This window comes from Lelliottia nimipressuralis (genome assembly GCF_004115925.1).
In the GTDB taxonomy this organism is placed as follows: domain Bacteria; phylum Pseudomonadota; class Gammaproteobacteria; order Enterobacterales; family Enterobacteriaceae; genus Enterobacter; species Enterobacter nimipressuralis.
Genome location: NZ_SDDX01000002.1, coordinates 208,000 through 225,185, shown reverse-complemented (window position 1 = coordinate 225,185; position 17,186 = coordinate 208,000). Strand labels below are relative to the sequence as shown.

Below are 17,186 nucleotides of genomic sequence, written 5' to 3'. Positions count from 1 at the left end.
TGTGAGGGTTTAATTATCCTCATGGCAACATTAAAACGACAACAACATCCGGCAGGAGTCTTTATGGGGACGCAAGAAGCCATCAATAATATTATTCGTCTGGTCGGCGGCCAGGGGAATATAAATAAAGTCTGGCACTGCATGACGCGCTTACGCTTTGATCTGATTGACGATAATAAAGTCGATCAAAACGAGATTAAAAAACTGCCTGGCGTGCTGGGCGCGCAGCTGCAGAGCGATCAGTTTCAGGTGATTATCGGACCGAAGGTGAACAGCTGGTACGAGCAAATGCTCAGCGTACTGGGCAATAACGACACCGCGACACCTGCGGCGACAAAAGGGCGTAAGAGCCTGGTGTCGCTGTTTATGGACACGGTGTCGGGCGTGTTTGGCCCGATCGTACCGGCGATTGCCGGGGCAGGGATGATTAAAGGTCTGCTGGCCGGGCTTATCGCCCTGAAAGTTGTTTCGGCGAAAAGCGACACGGTGATGGTGATCGATCTCATCGCCAGCGGCGTCTTTTACTTCCTGCCATTTTTCCTTGCCGTTTCGGCGGCGAAAATCTTTAAGACTAATGAATATCTGGCGGCGGCCGTTGCGGCCTGTCTGATGTATCCGTCGCTCATCGAGGCGGCGAAAGCGCTGGCCACGCATCAGGAAGGGGCGGTTAGCGCGATCTGGCTGCTGGATGTGATCCCGGTGTCGGTCTTTAACTATGCCTCCAGCGTGATCCCGGTGATTTTCTCTATTCTGGCTTTGAGCTACATCCACCGCTGGGTGGACAGCATCATGCCCGACGTGCTGAAAACGGTCTTTACCCCGACGCTGACGCTGTTCCTCGGCGCACTGGCTGCGCTGGTGGTGATCGGGCCGATTGGCATCTGGCTCGGTAAAGGGCTGGCGCTGTTTATCGAAGGCTTGTTTGGCGTGTCGGCGAGTTTCGCCGGGCTGGTGGTCGGCGCGATTCGTCCGGTGGCGATCCTCACCGGCATGCACCATGCAATGACGCCTATCGCGCTGCAAAACTTCAGCGATCGTGGCTACGACATGCTGATGCCAATGATGTTTATGGCTAACATGGCGATTGCCGGAGCGACTTTTGCAATCTGGCGTATAAGCCGCGATCGCCAGGAGCGCACCGTGACCTTGTCTGCCGCCATTTCCGCTCTGCTCGGGATTACGGAACCGGCGCTGTTTGGGGTGCTGACGCGCTACAAAAAAGCGTTTATCGCCGCCACCGTCGCCAGCTCTCTGGCCTCAGCGTTTATCGCGTTCTTTGGCGTTCGTCTCTACGGCTACATTCTGTCGAGCATTTTCAGCCTGCCGGCCTATATCGGGCCTTACTTTATCTTTGCGCTCTCGGGCGTGCTGATAGCGCTGGTGCTGTCGTTTGTCCTGACGACCATGCTGGTGGGGAAAGAACAGGCGGAAGAAAAGTAAGCTAAACCCTCGCCTGACGGCGGGGGTTGTTTTTTGTTCGCGACTCGGATACCATTTTGTTATGTTATAACAAAACATGACGAGATGACCATGAAAGCTGATATCCATCCGTACTACCGCACCGTCGTTTTCCATGACACCAGTGCGAACGAATATTTTAAAGTAGGCTCGACCATTAAGACCGACCGCGAAATCGAACTCGACGGCGAGACGTTTCCGTACATCACCATCGAGGTGTCATCGAAATCGCACCCGTATTACACCGGTAAGCAGAAAACCTTCTCGACCGAAGGCAGCGCGGCCCGTTTCCGTCAGCGTTTTGGCGGTTTCATTAATGCGAAGCGAGGTTAATCATGCAGGTACTTAACTCGCTGCGCAGTGCAAAACAGCGCCATCCGGACTGTCAGATTGTTAAACGCAAAGGCCGCCTGTACGTGATCTGCAAAACGAATCCGCGGTTTAAAGCGGTGCAGGGACGTAAGAAAAGACGTTAGTTCTGTAGCATTCGCCAATTTTCCAGGGACTTTATCTGCTTGCCGTCGGCGCTGAAATTGTCGGCGGCAAGCCAGTTCTGAAAGGCGCGATCCCGCGTCTCCCACTCTTTATCTATGATTGAAAACCAGTCCGTATCGCGGTTGTGGCCTTTGGTCACCAGCGCCTGACGAAAACGCCCTTCATACTGAAATCCTAAGCGCAGCGCCGCTCGCCGTGATGGCTCATTGAGGCTGTTGCATTTCCACTCAACGCGACGATATCCCAGCACCTCAAACACGTAGCGCATCAGTAAATACTGGGCTTCTGTGGACATCGGCGTGCGGCTCAGCAGGGGGGAGAAATGGACATGACCCACTTCTACCACGCCGTTTTTCGGATCGATGCGCATGAGCGCCAGCGTGCCGACGGGAGCCTGAGTCTGATTGTCGATGACCGCGAAGTGAATCGGATCGGACAGTGCGCAGACGCTCTCGACCCACGCGGTAAACGCCTCTACATTTGCATCCGGTTCACGCAACAGCCAGGTCCAGCTGCGGGTATCTTCCGCCAGATTGTACGCGGCGAACAGCGCGGCGGCGTGTTCCGGGCGTAGCGGCGTTAAGGTGCAATAGCGTCCGTTCAGCTCTACGCGCTCTGGATGCGGTCGCGGCTGCCAGTCGATAAGTTCATCGCCCACTGGCTGACCAAACTGGTTGAATTGATTCATCTTGATTCCCGTTGGCTGAAAGAGAGCCTCAGAGTAAGAAAAATGTGGCCCTGTAAAAAGGTCCACATGAGTGTATTATGGTGGTACCACGGAGGGCGAGATGAACATTCCAGGCGACGACTTTTACACACTCATCACCCAGGCGCTGCAACGCCGTGGGGCAGAAACACTCCAGCGCACGCTGTATCGGGCATTGCGTGAGGCGATCCTGAGCGGCAGATTGCAGGCCGACAGCCGGTTACCCGGCTCCCGTCTGATCGCCCAACAGTTAGCGATTTCGCGTAATACGGTGAATGGCGCACTGGAACAGCTGACGCTGGAAGGTTATCTGCTGCGCAACCGACAGGGCACGCGGGTGGCGCATCTCGCGCACTGTCACGCCGGGCAGTCATCGCAAGCCCTGGACATCACCCTTGCGCGCCGGGTGGCGAATCTTCCTGCCCCGACACCGCGTGGTACCCCGGTGCCCGCATTTACCCCCGGTACGCCTGCGATCAACTATTTCCCGCTGCCTCTGTGGCGGCGTCTGTACGATCGGGTTCTGCGCGAAGAGGGCAGTGCGCTGCTGGGCTATGGTTTACCGGCGGGTGAGCTTACGCTTCGTGAGGCGATTGCCCGTCATCTTGCGCTCTCGCGCGGCATCCAGTGCGATGCCAGCCAGATTGTGATCACCGAAGGGGCGCTGGAAGGCGTCAGTCTTTGTACCCAGCTGTTGAGTGAAACGGGGGATATCGCCTGGATTGAGGATCCGGGGTACGCCGGGGCGAAAAGCGTGTTTGCCAAATCGGGCCTGACGATGGTCGGTTTGCCCGTCGATGAAGAGGGCATGCGTCTGGAAACCCACGATCACTCGCCCAAACTGATATTCACCTCGCCGTCGCACCAGTTTCCCTACGGGAGCGTGTTAAGTATTAACCGGCGGCTGGCGCTGCTGGAGTTTGCCCGTCAGCACAATGCCTGGATTATCGAAGACGATTACGACAGCGAGTTTCGCTACAGCGGCGAGCTGGTTCCGGCGATGATGGGGATGCAGGAGAACGCGCCGGTGGTGTATCTCGGGACGTTCAGTAAAACGCTCTTTCCGTCGCTGCGTACCGGATTTATGGTACTCCCGAAGGCGCTAGCCCGCGCTGCGCACCCGGCCATCGGCTCGCTGCTGCGCGGTGGGCATCGCGCCGAACAGCGCACCCTGGCGTTGTTTATCGAAGAGGGGCACTACGCGCGCCATCTAGCAGCGATGCGCAGACTATATCGCAAGCGCTACCGACAGCTACGCGAGGCGCTGGCCGCTGAACTGCACATCCCACATCGGGTGCTGGCCGGTGAGGGGGGGATGCATCTGACGGTTGCTATTGATGGTGTGGATGATAAAGCGATTGTGCAGCAGGCAAGAGCCTTTCAGCTCGCACCGGCCGCCCTGAGCGGTTACTACCTTGATACAAAACAGGGACAAACCGGGCTGGTGCTGGGATACGGGAATACGTCAGCGTCGCAGTTTGCGCCTGGGATCAGGCGCTTGCAGACCCTGATTACGCAGTGGCAGGGCGAGAGAGGGTAAAGACGTCGTAGAACGACAGTTCGCCTTTGGTGGAGATCATTTTCTGCAGTTTCGCCTTTTGCTCGTCTTCTACCTTTGGCGAATGCAAAATATTGCTGATCAGCTCCGACGGCACATAGCGTGTGTTGTACCACTCACCGTTATAGCAAACGCGGAAATCGAGCACATCGATATCTTCATAGCGATAGCGGGGATTTACGTCGAAAAAGAAAAAGCCGTTAAAGACGACGAAAAGCACCACCAGCAGCCAGACCGAGTCGATCAGCGTTTCTGACAGCAGCATAACGACCAGCGTTGCCAGCAGTGCGGCGTACATCGCCAGGAACAGGCCAGGGTGTTTACGGATAAAGCTAATGCTAAAGCGCGGGCGATTATCGCGCTTTTCGCGGGCATTCAGATCGTCGATGGTTTCAGTAAGCAGGCGCTGTATCTCTGTCATTTATAACCTTCATGAATTTTGCAAAATACAGGGGATCTGCCCATTTTAGGGGAGCGGTGGGGGGGAAAGAAGTAACAGTTATGGGCATAAAAACCATAACAGTTACCAATTTCTGACTTAAAGCGTTTTGATGATCTTCGCCGGGTTACCGCCGACCACCACGTTATTCGGCACGTTTTTGGTGACCACCGCACCGGAGGCCACCACCACGTTATCGCCAATCGTGACGCCTGGGTTTATTACCGCGCGGCCACCGATCCACACATTATCACCGATGGTCACCGGTTTGCCTAATTCAGCGCCGCTGTTGCGTTCTGTGGCATCCAGGGGATGGGTGGCCGTGTAGATGTGCACACCTGGTGCCAGCATACAGTTATCACCGATATGAATAGGGCAGACATCCAGCATCACGCAGTCGAAATTGGCGTAGAACGATTTACCGAGATAAATGTTATAGCCGTAATCGCAGCGAAAGCTTGGCTCGATATAGGCATCTTCTGCCTGGCCGAGAAGCTCCGTCAATATTGCCCGACGCTCAACTTTAGCATCGGGTTCAGTATGGTTATAACGATGAACCAGATGGCGCGCGCGCAGACGCTCGGCCCGCAATGTGTCATCAGAGGGGCGGTAAAGCTCACCGGCAATCATTTTCTGTTTTTCTTCACTCATGGGAAACCTCACGGGAATGGTCCTGACGCTACAGCGTAAAGAACCTCATCGTGAAAGGAACGTTCCCATTAAGCTGATGTGATGATAATCACAACATTGTTGCCGACGTGCACGTTTGAAACGATGGGTCTGTTTGCCACGCAGGGATCGTATATCGAAAGGTGAATTCAGCGTAAGAAGGTATTGATATAACCTCAAAACAAAGCACTAGGTATTAACGGACAAATTTCCACACAGATACTGGGATTTTGTCATACAGTTTATTCATCGTTAACTCTGCAAGGCGGTGGTCGGCTGCTGAATAAAATACAGCCAGTTCATGATCGGGAAGTTCATATTTATTCTTTTCAATAACACGCTCCAGGGTGTCCAGTGACTGGCAGCGTCGCAAGCGCATCAAATAATCTGTCTTTGTTAATGGTTTATCAGACATAAATTCACCTTAGTAATTGTAATAATTTTAACATGAATGACTGACCGGGTTAGCTCTGCTCGCGTTGATGAAACAACGGAATAGGCGGTTTCCCGATTTACGCCATTTTTGCAAATCTTGTGTGTTAATGCCGTAACTGCTGAACAACATAAAGGTGTCGTCCAGATATTCATCAATTTGCTCAATCAATTTATTATCTTCATTGTACTTAATTTTATAATTAAGTGCGAAGGTTGCTATATGCTCTATGAGTTCATTTAGCTGCAAATTGATTGCGGAGGTCGGATCATTAACCCAGCCATGGTTACTTTCATCAAGATTGGCAAGGCAGTCATGGTACAAGGATTCGCAGAGAAATTTCAACTGCGCGATATCATGCCTTTTTGGCGAGTATTCGTCCATAGCGCATCCCCTTTTGAGTGATTCTTTACTCACCCGAACAACGCTGTCGGGATGGATACAACTAGCTTACCTTAACGGGTGCTGTTTCCTGATGTCTTTAACTATAAGCCATGCTGATCAAGATTTCACCGCGCTATTACGAAAAATTACAATTAAAACGTTAGCCGCCGTTCGTCTCTGAATCTCCCTCATTCACGGTGCCAATTTTATCTAAATCATGGCAGAGATTTTGTCGGCTACCTTAGGATTCATCATGTTAGCTAAAACTTACACCTGAAATGTGGAATCCCAAATCTTCCTCATTACCTAAAACCGCCAGGAATAATCCTAATATCTTTAGGGCAAACGAAATAATTAAATAATTGCCGTAAGGATTAACGATGACTTTAAACAACAGAAGTTCAATGCGGTGACATAAAATAAATAAACGAACAATAAGCGTAATTTATGATTTTCGTCAGATAAAGAAAAAGGCCGCAATTTGCGGCCTTTTTAGCATGTGAAACCGGTATCAGTGATGATCTACTGAGTGACTGTGTTCCACATCTTCATTCTTGCGACTAAAGCGGCGGCGTACCACCACGAAGAACACCGGAACGAAGAAGATAGCCAGTACGGTTGCGGTAATCATCCCGCCCATTACGCCGGTACCCACGGCGTTCTGCGCGCCGGAACCCGCACCGGTACTGATAACCAGCGGCATTACCCCAAGGATAAACGCCAGGGAGGTCATCAGGATTGGACGCAGACGCATACGTACTGCTTCCAGCGTGGCCTCAACGAGACCTTTGCCCTCTTTATCCATCAGATCTTTGGCGAATTCGACGATAAGTATCGCGTTCTTCGCCGACAAGCCAATGGTTGTCAGCAGGCCCACCTGGAAGTAAACGTCGTTGGTCAGGCCACGGAATGTCGCGGCCAGCAGCGCACCGATAACACCCAGTGGTACCACTAGCATGACGGAGAATGGAATTGACCAGCTCTCGTACAATGCTGCCAGACACAAGAACACCACAATCAGCGAGATGGCGTACAGGGCAGGGGCCTGGTTACCGGACAGACGTTCCTGATAGGACATCCCCGTCCAGTCGTAGCCGATGCCGGAAGGCAGTTTCGCCGCCAGTTCTTCCATCAGGTTCATCGCTTCACCGGTACTTCTGCCTGGTGCCGCCTGACCAAGGATTTCCATCGATGGCAAGCCATTGTAACGCTCCAGACGCGGTGAACCGTATTCCCAACGTGAAGTAGAGAAGGCGGAGAACGGAACCATCTGACCTTCGCTGCCACGCACATACCAGTTGTTGATATCGTTCGGCAACATACGGTACTGCGCTTCAGACATCACGTACACTTTCTTCACACGACCGCGGTCGATGAAGTCGTTGACGTAGCTACCGCCCCAGGCTGCGCCCAGTGTGGTATTGATGTCGCTAATAGACACGCCCAGCGCCTGTGCTTTTTCCTGGTCGATATCGATCTTGTACTGCGGGGTATCTTCCAGGCCGTTAGGACGCACGCCGACCAACAGATCAGGGTGTTTCGCCACTTCGCCAAACAGCTGGTTACGAGCCTGAGTCAGTTTCTCGTGACCCAAACCGCCCTGGTCGATCAGCTGGAAGTCGAAGCCGGTCGCCGTACCCAGTTCGACGATCGCTGGCAGGTTAAAGGCGAATACCATCGCATCTTTAATCTGCGAGAAGGTTCCCATCGCACGCCCGGTGATCGCTTCGACTTTGTTCTCATCGCCCGGACGCTCGCTCCAGTCTTTCAGAGAAACGAAGGCGATACCGGTGTTCTGACCACGACCCGCAAAGCCAAAGCCGTTAACCGCAAACACGGATTCAACGTTCGCTTTCTCTTTGGTGAGGTAGTAGTTGGTCACTTCATCCAGCACTTTCTGGGTACGTTCTTGCGAGGCACCCGCCGGAAGCTGTGCCATCGTCAGGAACACGCCCTGGTCTTCATCTGGCAGGAAGGAGCTTGGCAGACGAACGAACAGGAATGCCATGCCCACGACGATAATGATATAGAGCAGCAGATAACGACCGGTACTGCGCAGAATGTTGCCTACGCTGTCGGTGTAATGGTGCGTGCTCTTATCGAACATGCGGTTAAACCAGCCGAAGAAGCCTTTATGCTCGCCGTGGCCGCCTTTCTGAACAGGTTTCAGCATGGTGGCACAGAGGGCAGGGGTCAGAATCAACGCCACGAGAACCGACAGCGCCATTGCCGAAACAATGGTGATGGAGAACTGACGGTAAATCGCACCGGTTGACCCACCAAAGAAGGCCATCGGGATAAATACCGCAGACAGAACCATCGCGATGCCGACCAACGCGCCCTGGATCTGGCCCATGGATTTACGCGTCGCTTCTTTCGGCGGCAGCCCCTCTTCGGCCATCACACGCTCGACGTTTTCGACCACCACGATGGCGTCATCCACGAGCAAGCCGATGGCGAGCACCATCCCGAACATCGTCAGGGTGTTTATCGAGAAGCCGAATATCGCCAGTATTGCAAAGGTCCCTAACAGTACGACCGGAACTGCGATGGTTGGAATCAGCGTCGCGCGGAAGTTTTGCAGGAACAGGTACATAACCAGGAACACCAGGATGATCGCTTCGACCAGCGTTTTCACCACTTCGTGAATCGAGATTTTAACGAACGGTGTGGTGTCATACGGGTAAACGATTTTCAGACCTGACGGGAAGAACGGCTCCATTTTCGCCAGTTCAGCACGGATCGCGGTCGCGGTATCCAGGGCGTTCGCACCGGTCGCCAGTTTAATCCCCAGACCGGAAGCCGGCTGGCCGTTAAACTTCGCCACGATGTCGTAGTTTTCACCGCCCAGCTCAACCTTCGCAACGTCGCGCAGGCGAACCTGAGAACCATCCTGATTGACCTTCAGCAGAATTTTGCTGAACTCATCGGCGGAGGTCAGACGGGTCTGCGCGATGATAGAGGCGTTCAACTGCTGCCCTTTCACCGGCGGTGTCCCACCTAACTGACCGGCTGCAACCTGGGCGTTCTGCGCTTTAATCGCGCTAATCACGTCGACAGGGGTCAGCTGGAAGTTGTTCAGTTTGTTCGGGTCCATCCAGATACGCATCGCGTACTGGGAACCAAACAGCTGAACGTCACCCACACCTGAAGTACGACTGATGGCGTCCTTCATGTTGGCGCCCACGTAGTCGGAAATATCCTCCTGCGTCATGGTACCGTTGGTGTTGATAACGCCGACAACCATCAGGAAGCTACTGGAGGATTTCTCCACGCTTACACCCTGCTGCTGGACTTCTTGCGGCAGTAACGGCATCGCCAGCTGCAGTTTGTTCTGCACCTGAACCTGCGCGATATCCGCATCCGTACCAGACTCGAAGGTCAGCGTGATCTGAACCGTACCGGTTGAGTCACTGTTGGAGGACATGTACATCAGGTTATCGATACCGTTCATGTTCTGTTCGATAACCTGAGTCACGGTGTCCTGCACCGTTTTTGCATCAGCCCCAGGATAGGTCGCGGTGATCGAAACTGCTGGCGGCGCAATCGTTGGATATTGCGCTACGGGCAGCTTCAGGATCGCCAGTCCCCCTGCAAGCATGATGATGATGGCGATCACCCACGCAAATATGGGGCGATCGATAAAGAAATTAGGCATGTCTTAACGGCTCCTGTTTAAGTTAAGACTTGGTTTGTTCTGACTGGCCACCGGCTGCGGCTTGTTGTTTATCGTCAGATTTGACTTCCTGCGCTTTCACCTGCGCGCCAGGACGTACTTTTTGCAAACCAGTGACAATCACGCGATCGCCATCTTTCAAACCGTCCGTCACCAGCCATTTGTCGCCAATCGCCTGCGTTGCAGTGATTTGACGCGTTTCGACTTTGTCATCCGCACCTACAACCAGCGCGCTGGCATCACCGCGTGGCGTACGTGTTACGCCCTGCTGTGGCACCAGAAGTGCGGTTGGGTTGGTGCCTTCTTCAAGACGGGCACGCACGAACATACCTGGCAACAGCGTATGGTCAGGGTTCGGGAAGATTGCGCGTAAGGTGATAGAACCAGTGGTTTGATCGACGGTCACGTCAGAGAATTCCAGCGCGCCAGCCTGTGGGAATTTGATGCCATCGCTGGTCACCAGCTCCACTTTTGCTTTGCCGTTTTCTTGCTTCAGCGCACCGCTTGCCAGCTCTTGTTTCAGACGCAGGAAATCGTTGCTGGCCTGCGTAACATCAACATAGATCGGATCAAGCTGCTGCACGGTAGCCAACGCGGTGGCCTGACCGTTCTGCACCAGCGCACCTTCGGTGACAGCTGATTTACCAATGCGACCGCTGATAGGGGAGGTCACTTTGGTGTACGCCAGGTTAATGCGTGCCGTTTCAACAGCGGCTTTTGCAGCGAGTACCGCAGCGTTAGCCTGTTGAGAATCGGCCAGCGCCGTGTCGTAATCCTGTTGGCTGATGTACTGCGTGCCGAGCAGCTTTTTATAACGGTTCAGGGTCACCTGAGAAATTTTGGCTGCCGCTTCGGCTTTCGCCAGGTCACCTTTCGCACTGTCGTACGAGGCCTGATAGGTTGCCGGATCAATCTGATACAGAGAAACACCCGCTTTGATATCACTACCCTCGGTGAAGTTACGTTTCAGGATAATGCCGCTAACCTGAGGACGAACTTCCGCAACGCGGTAAGCGCTTGTACGGCCTGGTAATTCTGTGGTGATTTGAAGAGGTTCAGTTTTCAGCGTAACGACACCGACTTCTGGCATCTGCTGTGCTCCTTGTTGAGCCTGTTTCTCATCACATCCTGTAAGCGCTAAGCCGCCTGAGAGCATCAGAACGATCGCCAGAGGCGTTAACCCTCTGTTTTTGTTCATATGTAAACCTCGAGTGTCCGATTTCAAATTGATCAATGGATCAAAAGTCCGCAAACCCATTGCTGCGTTTATATTATCGTCGTGCTATGGTACATACATTCATAAATGTATGTAAATCTGACTCCTGTAAATTCATTGACGTATGGCACGAAAAACCAAACAACAAGCGCTTGAGACACGTCAACACATCCTGGATGTGGCATTACGTCTGTTTTCGCAGCAGGGGGTTTCTTCAACCTCTCTGGCGCAGATTGCTCAGGCCGCTGGCGTCACACGGGGAGCGATTTACTGGCATTTCAAAAATAAGTCAGATTTATTCAGTGAAATTTGGGAGTTATCAGAATCCAGTATTACCGATCTTGAGACTGAGTATCGGGCAAAATTCCCTGACGATCCACTCTCAGTTCTGAGAGAAATTCTGGTCCATGTCCTTGAGGCGACGGTCATTGAAGAAAGACGCCGCCTGATGATGGAAATCATCTTCCATAAATGTGAGTTTGTCGGTGAAATGGCCGTAGTGCAACAGGCGCAGAGAAGCCTGTGTCTGGAGAGCTACGATCGCATCGAATATACTCTGAATCAATGCATTCAGGCGAATATGCTGCCGGAAAATTTACTCACCCGCCGCACCGCCATCCTGATGCGCAGCTATATCTCCGGGCTGATGGAAAACTGGCTGTTTGCCCCGCAGTCCTTTGACCTGAAAAAAGAAGCACGCAGCTACGTCGCCATTTTGCTGGAGATGTGCCAGTTCTGCCCGACGCTGCGGATGGAGCCGGGCGCGCTGCCAGCCTGATCGGTACCAGGAATTCTCCTGGAGGATTGCCTTCGCGCTATTCTGCTTTCACCTGCCGTGATATCCTTCGCACCAGACTATTCCCGGTCATTTCTGACATCAAATTCATCACTATGCTGCACTACACTCGCTTGCAAAACCCTGTTTTTGTCTTGATCTTCGCCGTGCTTTTTTTCTTCACTACGGCCTCTGCCGTTTACGCTCGCGCTGAGAATAACAGCGACGGCCCGACGCGTGCGGATGTTCAGTCTCAGCTGGATACGCTGAACAAACAAAAAGAGCTGACCCCGCAGGAAAAACTGATTCAGGCCGATTTGACCGAGACGCTCGAAACCCTTGATAAAATAGAGCGTGTTAAAACCGAAACCGCCCAGCTGCGTCAGAAAGTGGCTGAAGCGCCGGAAAAAATGCGGCAGGCGACCGCCGCGCTGAATGCCCTGAGCGACGTCGATAACGACGACGAAACCCGCAAAACCCTGGCCACGCTCTCGTTGCGCCAGCTTGAATCCCGCATGACTCAGGTGCTCGATGACCTGCAGACCGGGCAGAGCGATCTCGCCACTTACAACAGCCAACTGGTCTCGCTGCAAACCCAGCCGGAGCGCGTGCAGAATGCCATGTACTCGGCCTCTCAGCAGCTCCAGCAGATCCGCAACCGCCTGAATGGCACCACGCTCGGCGAGGGGGCGCTACGCCCGACTCAGCAAACGTTGCTGCTGGCCCAGCAGACGCTGCTCAATGCGCAGATCGACCAGCAGCGCAAAAGCCTTGAAGGCAACACCATTTTGCAGGATACGCTGCAAAAGCAACGGGATTATGTCACCGCCAATATTAATCGTCTGGAACATCAGCTCCAGCTCCTGCAGGAAGCGGTCAACAGTAAGCGCCTGACGCTAACCGAAAAAACCGCGCAGGAAGCCGTCTCTCCGGATGAAACTACCCGCATCCAGAACAACCCGCTGGTGAAGCAGGAGCTGGATGTGAACCATCAGCTCAGCCAGCGCCTGATTCAGGCTACCGAAAGCGGTAACTCGCTGGTTCAGCAAAATATCAAAGTGAAGAACTGGCTGGATCGCGCCCTGCAGGCCGAACGCAATATTAAAGAACAGATTGCGGTGCTCAAGGGCAGCCTGCTGTTATCGCGCATTCTGTATCAGCAACAACAGACGCTGCCCTCCGCCGATGAGCTGGAAGACATGACCAACCGCATCGCGGATTTGCGTCTGGAGCAGTTTGAAATCAACCAGCAGCGCGATGCGCTTTTCCAGAGCGATGCGTTTGTCGCCAAAGTGGAAGAGGGTCACACCAGCGAAGTGAACGACGAAGTGCACGACGCGCTGTTGCAGGTGGTGGATATGCGCCGCGAGCTACTCGACCAGCTCAACAAACAGTTGGGCAACCAGCTGATGATGGCGATTAACCTGCAAATCAATCAGCAGCAGCTGGTGAGCGTGTCGAAAAGCCTGAAAGAGATCCTCACCCAGCAAATCTTCTGGGTTAACAGCAACAAACCGATGGACTGGGACTGGCTGAAGTCCTTCCCGGAGGCGCTGAAATCCCAGATCAAGAGCATGAAAATTACCGTGAACTGGGAGAAAGCCTGGCCTGCGGTGATGATTGCCTTCCTGGCCGGGCTGCCGCTGCTGCTGATTGCAGGGCTGATCCGCTGGCGTCTGGGCTGGCTCAAAAAATACCAGGCGAAGCTCGCCCATGAAGTCGGGCAACTGCGCAACGACAGCCAGCTCCATACGCCAAAAGCGATTCTTATCGATCTGATCCGCGCCCTGCCGGTGTGCCTGTTTATTCTGGCGGCGGGGCTGATTCTGCTGACGATGCAGCTCAACATCAGCGATCTGCTGTGGGCGTTCAGTAAAAAACTGGCGCTGTTCTGGCTGGTGTTTGGCCTGTGCTGGAAAGTGCTGGAAAAAGACGGGGTGGCGGTGCGTCACTTCTCAATGCCGGAGCAGCTCACCAGCCACTGGCGCCGCCAGATTGTGCGCGTGAGTCTGGCGCTGCTGCCGCTGCACTTCTGGTCCGTCGTGGCTGAACTTTCCCCGCTGCATCTGATGGATGACGTGCTGGGTCAGCTGGCGATTTTCCTCAACCTGCTGCTGATCGCCGTGCTGATGTGGCCGATGTGCCGCGACAGCTGGCGCGATAAAGAGTCGCATAATATTCGCCTAATCACCGTCACGGTGCTGGCGATTATTCCGCTGGCGCTGATGGTGCTCACCGCAACGGGCTATTTCTACACCACACTGCGCCTGTCGGGCCGCTGGATTGAAACCGTCTACCTGGTGATCCTCTGGAACCTGCTCTATCAGACGGTGCTGCGCGGGCTGAGCGTCGCGGCGCGCCGTATTGCCTATCGTCGCGCGCTGGCGCGTCGTCAGAATATGGTGAAGGAGGGCGCAGAAGGGGCGGAGCCGCTGGAAGAGCCGACTATCGCGCTGGAGCAGGTCAACCAGCAGACGCTACGCATCACCATGCTGGTGATGGTGGCGCTGTTTGGCGTCATATTCTGGGCGATCTGGTCTGATTTAATCACCGTGTTTGCCTATCTCGACAGCATTACGCTTTGGCAATACAACGGCACCGAAGCCGGTGCGGCGGTGATGAAAAGCGTGACCATGGGCAGCCTGCTGTTCGCGCTGGTCTCATCGGTGGTGGCCTGGGCGTTAATCCGCAACTTACCGGGGCTGCTGGAAGTACTGGTGCTGTCGCGCCTGAACATGCGCCAGGGTTCGTCTTACGCCATCACCACTATTCTCAACTATGTGATTCTGGTGGTCGGGGCGATGACCGTCTTCGGCTCGCTGGGCGTCTCATGGGATAAACTGCAGTGGCTGGCCGCCGCTCTGTCGGTGGGTCTGGGCTTTGGTTTGCAGGAGATCTTCGGTAACTTCGTCTCCGGTCTGATCATTCTGTTCGAACGCCCGGTGCGTATCGGCGATACGGTCACCATTGGCACGTTCTCCGGGACGGTCAGCAAGATCCGCATCCGCGCGACGACAATTACCGACTTTGATCGCAAAGAGGTGATCATCCCGAACAAAGCCTTCGTCACGGAACGTCTGATCAACTGGTCGCTCTCCGACACCATCACCCGCGTGGTGATCCGCCTCGGCGTGGCGTACGGATCGGATCTGGATAAAGTGAAAGAGGTGCTGCTGCGGGCCGCAACGGAACATCCGAAAGTGATGCACGATCCCGCGCCGTCCGTCTTCTTTACCACCTTCGGGGCGAGCACCCTGGATCACGAGCTGCGTTTATACGTGCGAGAGCTGCGCGATCGCAGCTATGCGGTGGACGAACTGAACCGCACCATCGATCGTCTGTGCCGTGAAAACGACATTAATATCGCCTTCAACCAGCTTGAAGTGCATCTGCGCAACGAGAAGGGCGACGAGCATACGGAAGTGAAGCGCGAGATCAAAGGCGACGATCCAACACCAGCCTGATCGAACGCCTTCTTTTTCAAGGAAGAGGGTCAGGGTGAGGGCGGTCGTCCCTCACTTTCCCTTCGAAATCGCGCCGCACAATCTCCAGCGCTTTCAGCACCGTCTCTGCCGGCAGATCATGATTTTCCAGCAGCATAATCAGATCGACGGCTAGTTTGACTTCGTCGGGGGCGTTTTCAAGCGACATGTTCAGCTCCATTTAGCGGGTCATACGCGCAATTACGCGCTCTATCTCGTCCAGCGCCTGACGGCAGCGGGTGAGTCGTCCTTCCAGGGCGGAAATTTCCCGCATCAAACGCTGCTGCTCTTCCAGGGTTTCGCTCCCTTTCAGCTGCTGTTCGCGTTCGTTTTTCATCGCATAGAGACGACGTTCAAAATCCTGATGCTCCAGCCGCTTGCGCTGCCATTTTGCCGCGCCAGGCGTGGGCGTGTCCCACGCGCGAAGCGGCCACGCGGTCATCTCCCGGTGCAGGGCAGTTATCTGTTCCACCAGATGGTCAGCCAGCCACGCCACCTGCTCGCGTTGCTGACTCTCCACGGCGTGACGCAGCTCATCAAGATTATGTTGGGCTTCATCGAGATAATCTTTTATCAACGTACTGCGTGTACGAAACAGCTGCCGGTCAAAGCGTGGTTTCAGCGTCGCATGCTGCAGCAGCGGTGATGCCTGCGCGCGCAGGGCAATCAGCTGATTTTGCAGCGTCTCTAAAAGCAAGGCTGTTTTCAATACGCTCTCCAGTGGTAAAGTAGCCGTTCAGTTTGATAACGATTCGCATTATGAAGCGTACTATTTTAATCATCATTGGCTGGCTTGCGGTAGTGCTGGGTACGCTTGGCGTGGTTTTGCCGCTGCTGCCCACGACGCCCTTTATTCTGCTGGCGGCCTGGTGTTTTGCCCGCTCGTCGCCGCGCTTTCACCAGTGGCTGCTCTATCGCTCGTGGTTTGGCGGCTATCTGCGCCACTGGCAACAATACCGGGCAATGCCGCCTGGCGCAAAGCCTCGCGCAATTGCGGTGATCCTCGTGACCTTCGCCATTTCATTATGGCTGGTGAAGATGATGTGGGTGCGAATCCTGCTGCTGGTGATCCTCTCCTGTCTGCTTTTCTTTATGTGGCGAATCCCCGTCGTTGATGAAAAGCAACAAAAGCACTGAAGTGCAATGATGGCTGTTGCAATTATCCCGCGCAGCCAGTAAATTCGACCGTTTTCGAGCACAGGTGCGCCTGGTCAAAAGTTAATCACTTGTTACTTTGACCATCATGTTATGCGCGCCGTGAGTAACACCGTTTTTAACCAGGCATACATTTATGACCGCGACTGCGCAGCAGCTTGAATTTCTGAAAAACAGCATCAAAAGCATCCAGGACTATCCAAAACCTGGCATTCTTTTCCGTGATGTCACCAGCTTGCTGGAAGACCCGAAAGCGTACGCACTCAGCATTGAACTGCTGGTTGAGCGTTATAAAAACGCCGGGATCACCAAAGTAGTAGGGACGGAAGCGCGTGGCTTCCTGTTCGGCGCACCGGTTGCGCTGGCGATGGGCGTGGGTTTTGTGCCGGTTCGTAAACCGCGCAAACTGCCGCGTGAAACCATTGCCGAGAGCTATGAGCTGGAGTACGGCACCGATCAGCTGGAAATTCACGTGGATGCGATCAAGCCGGGTGACAAAGTGCTGGTGGTGGACGATCTGCTGGCCACTGGCGGCACGATCGAAGCGACTGTGAAGCTGATCCGTCGTCTGGGTGGCGAAGTGACCGATGCGGCCTTCATCATCAATCTGTTCGATCTCGGCGGCGAACAGCGCCTGGAAAAACAGGGTATCACCAGCTACAGCCTGGTCCCTTTCCCGGGTCATTAATCCCTCATCCCGCAACCTCGCCCAATGGGTGAGGTTGTGTTAGCATTACCCC

At 54.2% G+C, this 17,186-nt stretch carries 17 protein-coding genes; 8 read left to right on the top strand and 9 right to left on the bottom strand.

The window, feature by feature from the left end; translation table 11 throughout:
• The first annotated feature begins 63 nt into the window (after nt 1–63).
• The 3 genes from ETG88_RS03455 to ykgO all read left to right on the top strand — a co-directional run bounded on the left by ETG88_RS03455 (nt 64) and on the right by ykgO (nt 1,934).
• A complete protein-coding gene (locus tag ETG88_RS03455; RefSeq protein WP_129034617.1) occupies nt 64–1,440 on the top strand; it encodes a PTS transporter subunit EIIC in 1,377 nt (458 codons plus the stop codon).
• A gap of 90 nt (nt 1,441–1,530) precedes the next feature.
• Nucleotides 1,531–1,791, top strand: a complete 261-nt coding sequence (locus ETG88_RS03450; protein ID WP_095281030.1) for a type B 50S ribosomal protein L31 — start codon at nt 1,531–1,533, stop codon at nt 1,789–1,791.
• Nucleotides 1,792–1,793: 2 nt separating this feature from the next.
• Nucleotides 1,794–1,934, top strand: coding sequence for a type B 50S ribosomal protein L36 (gene ykgO / locus ETG88_RS03445; protein ID WP_005125190.1), 141 nt, complete (start codon nt 1,794–1,796; stop codon nt 1,932–1,934).
• Here the strand turns inward: ykgO and ETG88_RS03440 are convergent.
• A complete protein-coding gene (locus ETG88_RS03440) occupies nt 1,931–2,641 on the bottom strand; it encodes a GNAT family N-acetyltransferase (RefSeq protein WP_129034615.1) in 711 nt (236 codons plus the stop codon). The genes ykgO and ETG88_RS03440 overlap by 4 nt on opposite strands.
• A gap of 100 nt (nt 2,642–2,741) precedes the next feature.
• Between ETG88_RS03440 and pdxR the strand changes: the two genes are divergently transcribed.
• Nucleotides 2,742–4,199 (top strand): MocR-like pyridoxine biosynthesis transcription factor PdxR, encoded by a 1,458-nt coding sequence (gene pdxR, locus ETG88_RS03435; protein ID WP_129034613.1) that lies wholly within the window; start codon nt 2,742–2,744, stop codon nt 4,197–4,199.
• Here pdxR and ETG88_RS03430 read toward each other — a convergent pair.
• The 6 genes from ETG88_RS03430 to acrA form a co-directional block, all read right to left on the bottom strand.
• Complete coding sequence (locus ETG88_RS03430) at nt 4,171–4,638, bottom strand: YlaC family protein (RefSeq protein ID WP_100777376.1); 468 nt, start codon at nt 4,636–4,638, stop codon at nt 4,171–4,173. The two genes, pdxR and ETG88_RS03430, sit on opposite strands and share 29 nt — an antisense overlap.
• Nucleotides 4,639–4,755: 117 nt before the next feature.
• On the bottom strand, nt 4,756–5,307 hold the full coding sequence (maa, locus tag ETG88_RS03425) for a maltose O-acetyltransferase (protein ID WP_129034612.1): 552 nt from the start codon (nt 5,305–5,307) through the stop codon (nt 4,756–4,758).
• Between the two features lie 214 nt (nt 5,308–5,521).
• Entirely contained in the window at nt 5,522–5,740 is a 219-nt protein-coding gene (gene hha / locus ETG88_RS03420) for a hemolysin expression-modulating protein Hha (RefSeq protein WP_012016344.1), read from the bottom strand.
• 27 nt (nt 5,741–5,767) lie between these two features.
• On the bottom strand, nt 5,768–6,142 hold the full coding sequence (gene tomB, locus ETG88_RS03415) for an Hha toxicity modulator TomB (RefSeq protein ID WP_100777374.1): 375 nt from the start codon (nt 6,140–6,142) through the stop codon (nt 5,768–5,770).
• Nucleotides 6,143–6,653: 511 nt separating this feature from the next.
• Nucleotides 6,654–9,800 carry a multidrug efflux RND transporter permease subunit AcrB gene (gene acrB, locus ETG88_RS03410; RefSeq protein WP_100777373.1) on the bottom strand — a complete coding sequence of 1,049 codons (3,147 nt, stop codon included), beginning with the start codon at nt 9,798–9,800 and terminating at the stop codon, nt 6,654–6,656.
• A gap of 22 nt (nt 9,801–9,822) precedes the next feature.
• Entirely contained in the window at nt 9,823–11,016 is a 1,194-nt protein-coding gene (gene acrA / locus ETG88_RS03405; RefSeq protein ID WP_129034610.1) for a multidrug efflux RND transporter periplasmic adaptor subunit AcrA, read from the bottom strand.
• A 142-nt stretch (nt 11,017–11,158) separates the two neighbouring features.
• On the opposite strand from acrA, the gene acrR reads away from it, so the two are divergent.
• Together acrR and mscK are read left to right on the top strand one after the other, a co-directional pair.
• A complete protein-coding gene (acrR, locus tag ETG88_RS03400) occupies nt 11,159–11,812 on the top strand; it encodes a multidrug efflux transporter transcriptional repressor AcrR (RefSeq protein ID WP_100777371.1) in 654 nt (217 codons plus the stop codon).
• A gap of 107 nt (nt 11,813–11,919) precedes the next feature.
• Nucleotides 11,920–15,273: a mechanosensitive channel MscK gene (gene mscK / locus ETG88_RS03395; RefSeq protein WP_129034645.1), complete on the top strand. Its 3,354-nt coding sequence runs from the start codon at nt 11,920–11,922 to the stop codon at nt 15,271–15,273.
• Nucleotides 15,274–15,289: 16 nt separating this feature from the next.
• On the opposite strand, the gene rsmS is transcribed toward mscK, so the two are convergent.
• Complete coding sequence (rsmS, locus tag ETG88_RS03390; RefSeq protein ID WP_100777370.1) at nt 15,290–15,460, bottom strand: pleiotropic regulatory protein RsmS; 171 nt, start codon at nt 15,458–15,460, stop codon at nt 15,290–15,292.
• Nucleotides 15,461–15,472: 12 nt separating this feature from the next.
• Nucleotides 15,473–16,000 (bottom strand): primosomal replication protein N'', encoded by a 528-nt coding sequence (priC, locus tag ETG88_RS03385; RefSeq protein WP_129034608.1) that lies wholly within the window; start codon nt 15,998–16,000, stop codon nt 15,473–15,475.
• Nucleotides 16,001–16,050: 50 nt separating this feature from the next.
• On the opposite strand from priC, the gene ETG88_RS03380 reads away from it, so the two are divergent.
• Entirely contained in the window at nt 16,051–16,428 is a 378-nt protein-coding gene (locus ETG88_RS03380) for a DUF454 family protein (protein WP_100777368.1), read from the top strand.
• A gap of 154 nt (nt 16,429–16,582) precedes the next feature.
• The gene (gene apt, locus ETG88_RS03375) at nt 16,583–17,134 is read left to right on the top strand and encodes an adenine phosphoribosyltransferase (protein ID WP_010428187.1); all 552 of its coding nucleotides are present in this window, start codon (nt 16,583–16,585) and stop codon (nt 17,132–17,134) included.
• The last annotated feature ends 52 nt before the right edge of the window (nt 17,135–17,186 follow it).

What these genes read in the sequence shown, in the direction of transcription:
- ETG88_RS03440 (WP_129034615.1), bottom strand. Translation starts at nt 2,641, where the DNA reads ATGAATCAATTCAACCAGTTTGGTCAGCCAGTGGGCGATGAACTTATC.
- ETG88_RS03430 (WP_100777376.1), bottom strand. Translation starts at nt 4,638, where the DNA reads ATGACAGAGATACAGCGCCTGCTTACTGAAACCATCGACGATCTGAAT.
- rsmS (WP_100777370.1), bottom strand. Translation starts at nt 15,460, where the DNA reads ATGTCGCTTGAAAACGCCCCCGACGAAGTCAAACTAGCCGTCGATCTG.
- ETG88_RS03455 (WP_129034617.1), top strand. Translation starts at nt 64, where the DNA reads ATGGGGACGCAAGAAGCCATCAATAATATTATTCGTCTGGTCGGCGGC.
- acrA (WP_129034610.1), bottom strand. Translation starts at nt 11,016, where the DNA reads ATGAACAAAAACAGAGGGTTAACGCCTCTGGCGATCGTTCTGATGCTC.
- hha (WP_012016344.1), bottom strand. Translation starts at nt 5,740, where the DNA reads ATGTCTGATAAACCATTAACAAAGACAGATTATTTGATGCGCTTGCGA.
- tomB (WP_100777374.1), bottom strand. Translation starts at nt 6,142, where the DNA reads ATGGACGAATACTCGCCAAAAAGGCATGATATCGCGCAGTTGAAATTT.
- ETG88_RS03380 (WP_100777368.1), top strand. Translation starts at nt 16,051, where the DNA reads ATGAAGCGTACTATTTTAATCATCATTGGCTGGCTTGCGGTAGTGCTG.
- ETG88_RS03450 (WP_095281030.1), top strand. Translation starts at nt 1,531, where the DNA reads ATGAAAGCTGATATCCATCCGTACTACCGCACCGTCGTTTTCCATGAC.
- ykgO (WP_005125190.1), top strand. Translation starts at nt 1,794, where the DNA reads ATGCAGGTACTTAACTCGCTGCGCAGTGCAAAACAGCGCCATCCGGAC.
- acrR (WP_100777371.1), top strand. Translation starts at nt 11,159, where the DNA reads ATGGCACGAAAAACCAAACAACAAGCGCTTGAGACACGTCAACACATC.
- acrB (WP_100777373.1), bottom strand. Translation starts at nt 9,800, where the DNA reads ATGCCTAATTTCTTTATCGATCGCCCCATATTTGCGTGGGTGATCGCC.
- apt (WP_010428187.1), top strand. Translation starts at nt 16,583, where the DNA reads ATGACCGCGACTGCGCAGCAGCTTGAATTTCTGAAAAACAGCATCAAA.
- maa (WP_129034612.1), bottom strand. Translation starts at nt 5,307, where the DNA reads ATGAGTGAAGAAAAACAGAAAATGATTGCCGGTGAGCTTTACCGCCCC.
- pdxR (WP_129034613.1), top strand. Translation starts at nt 2,742, where the DNA reads ATGAACATTCCAGGCGACGACTTTTACACACTCATCACCCAGGCGCTG.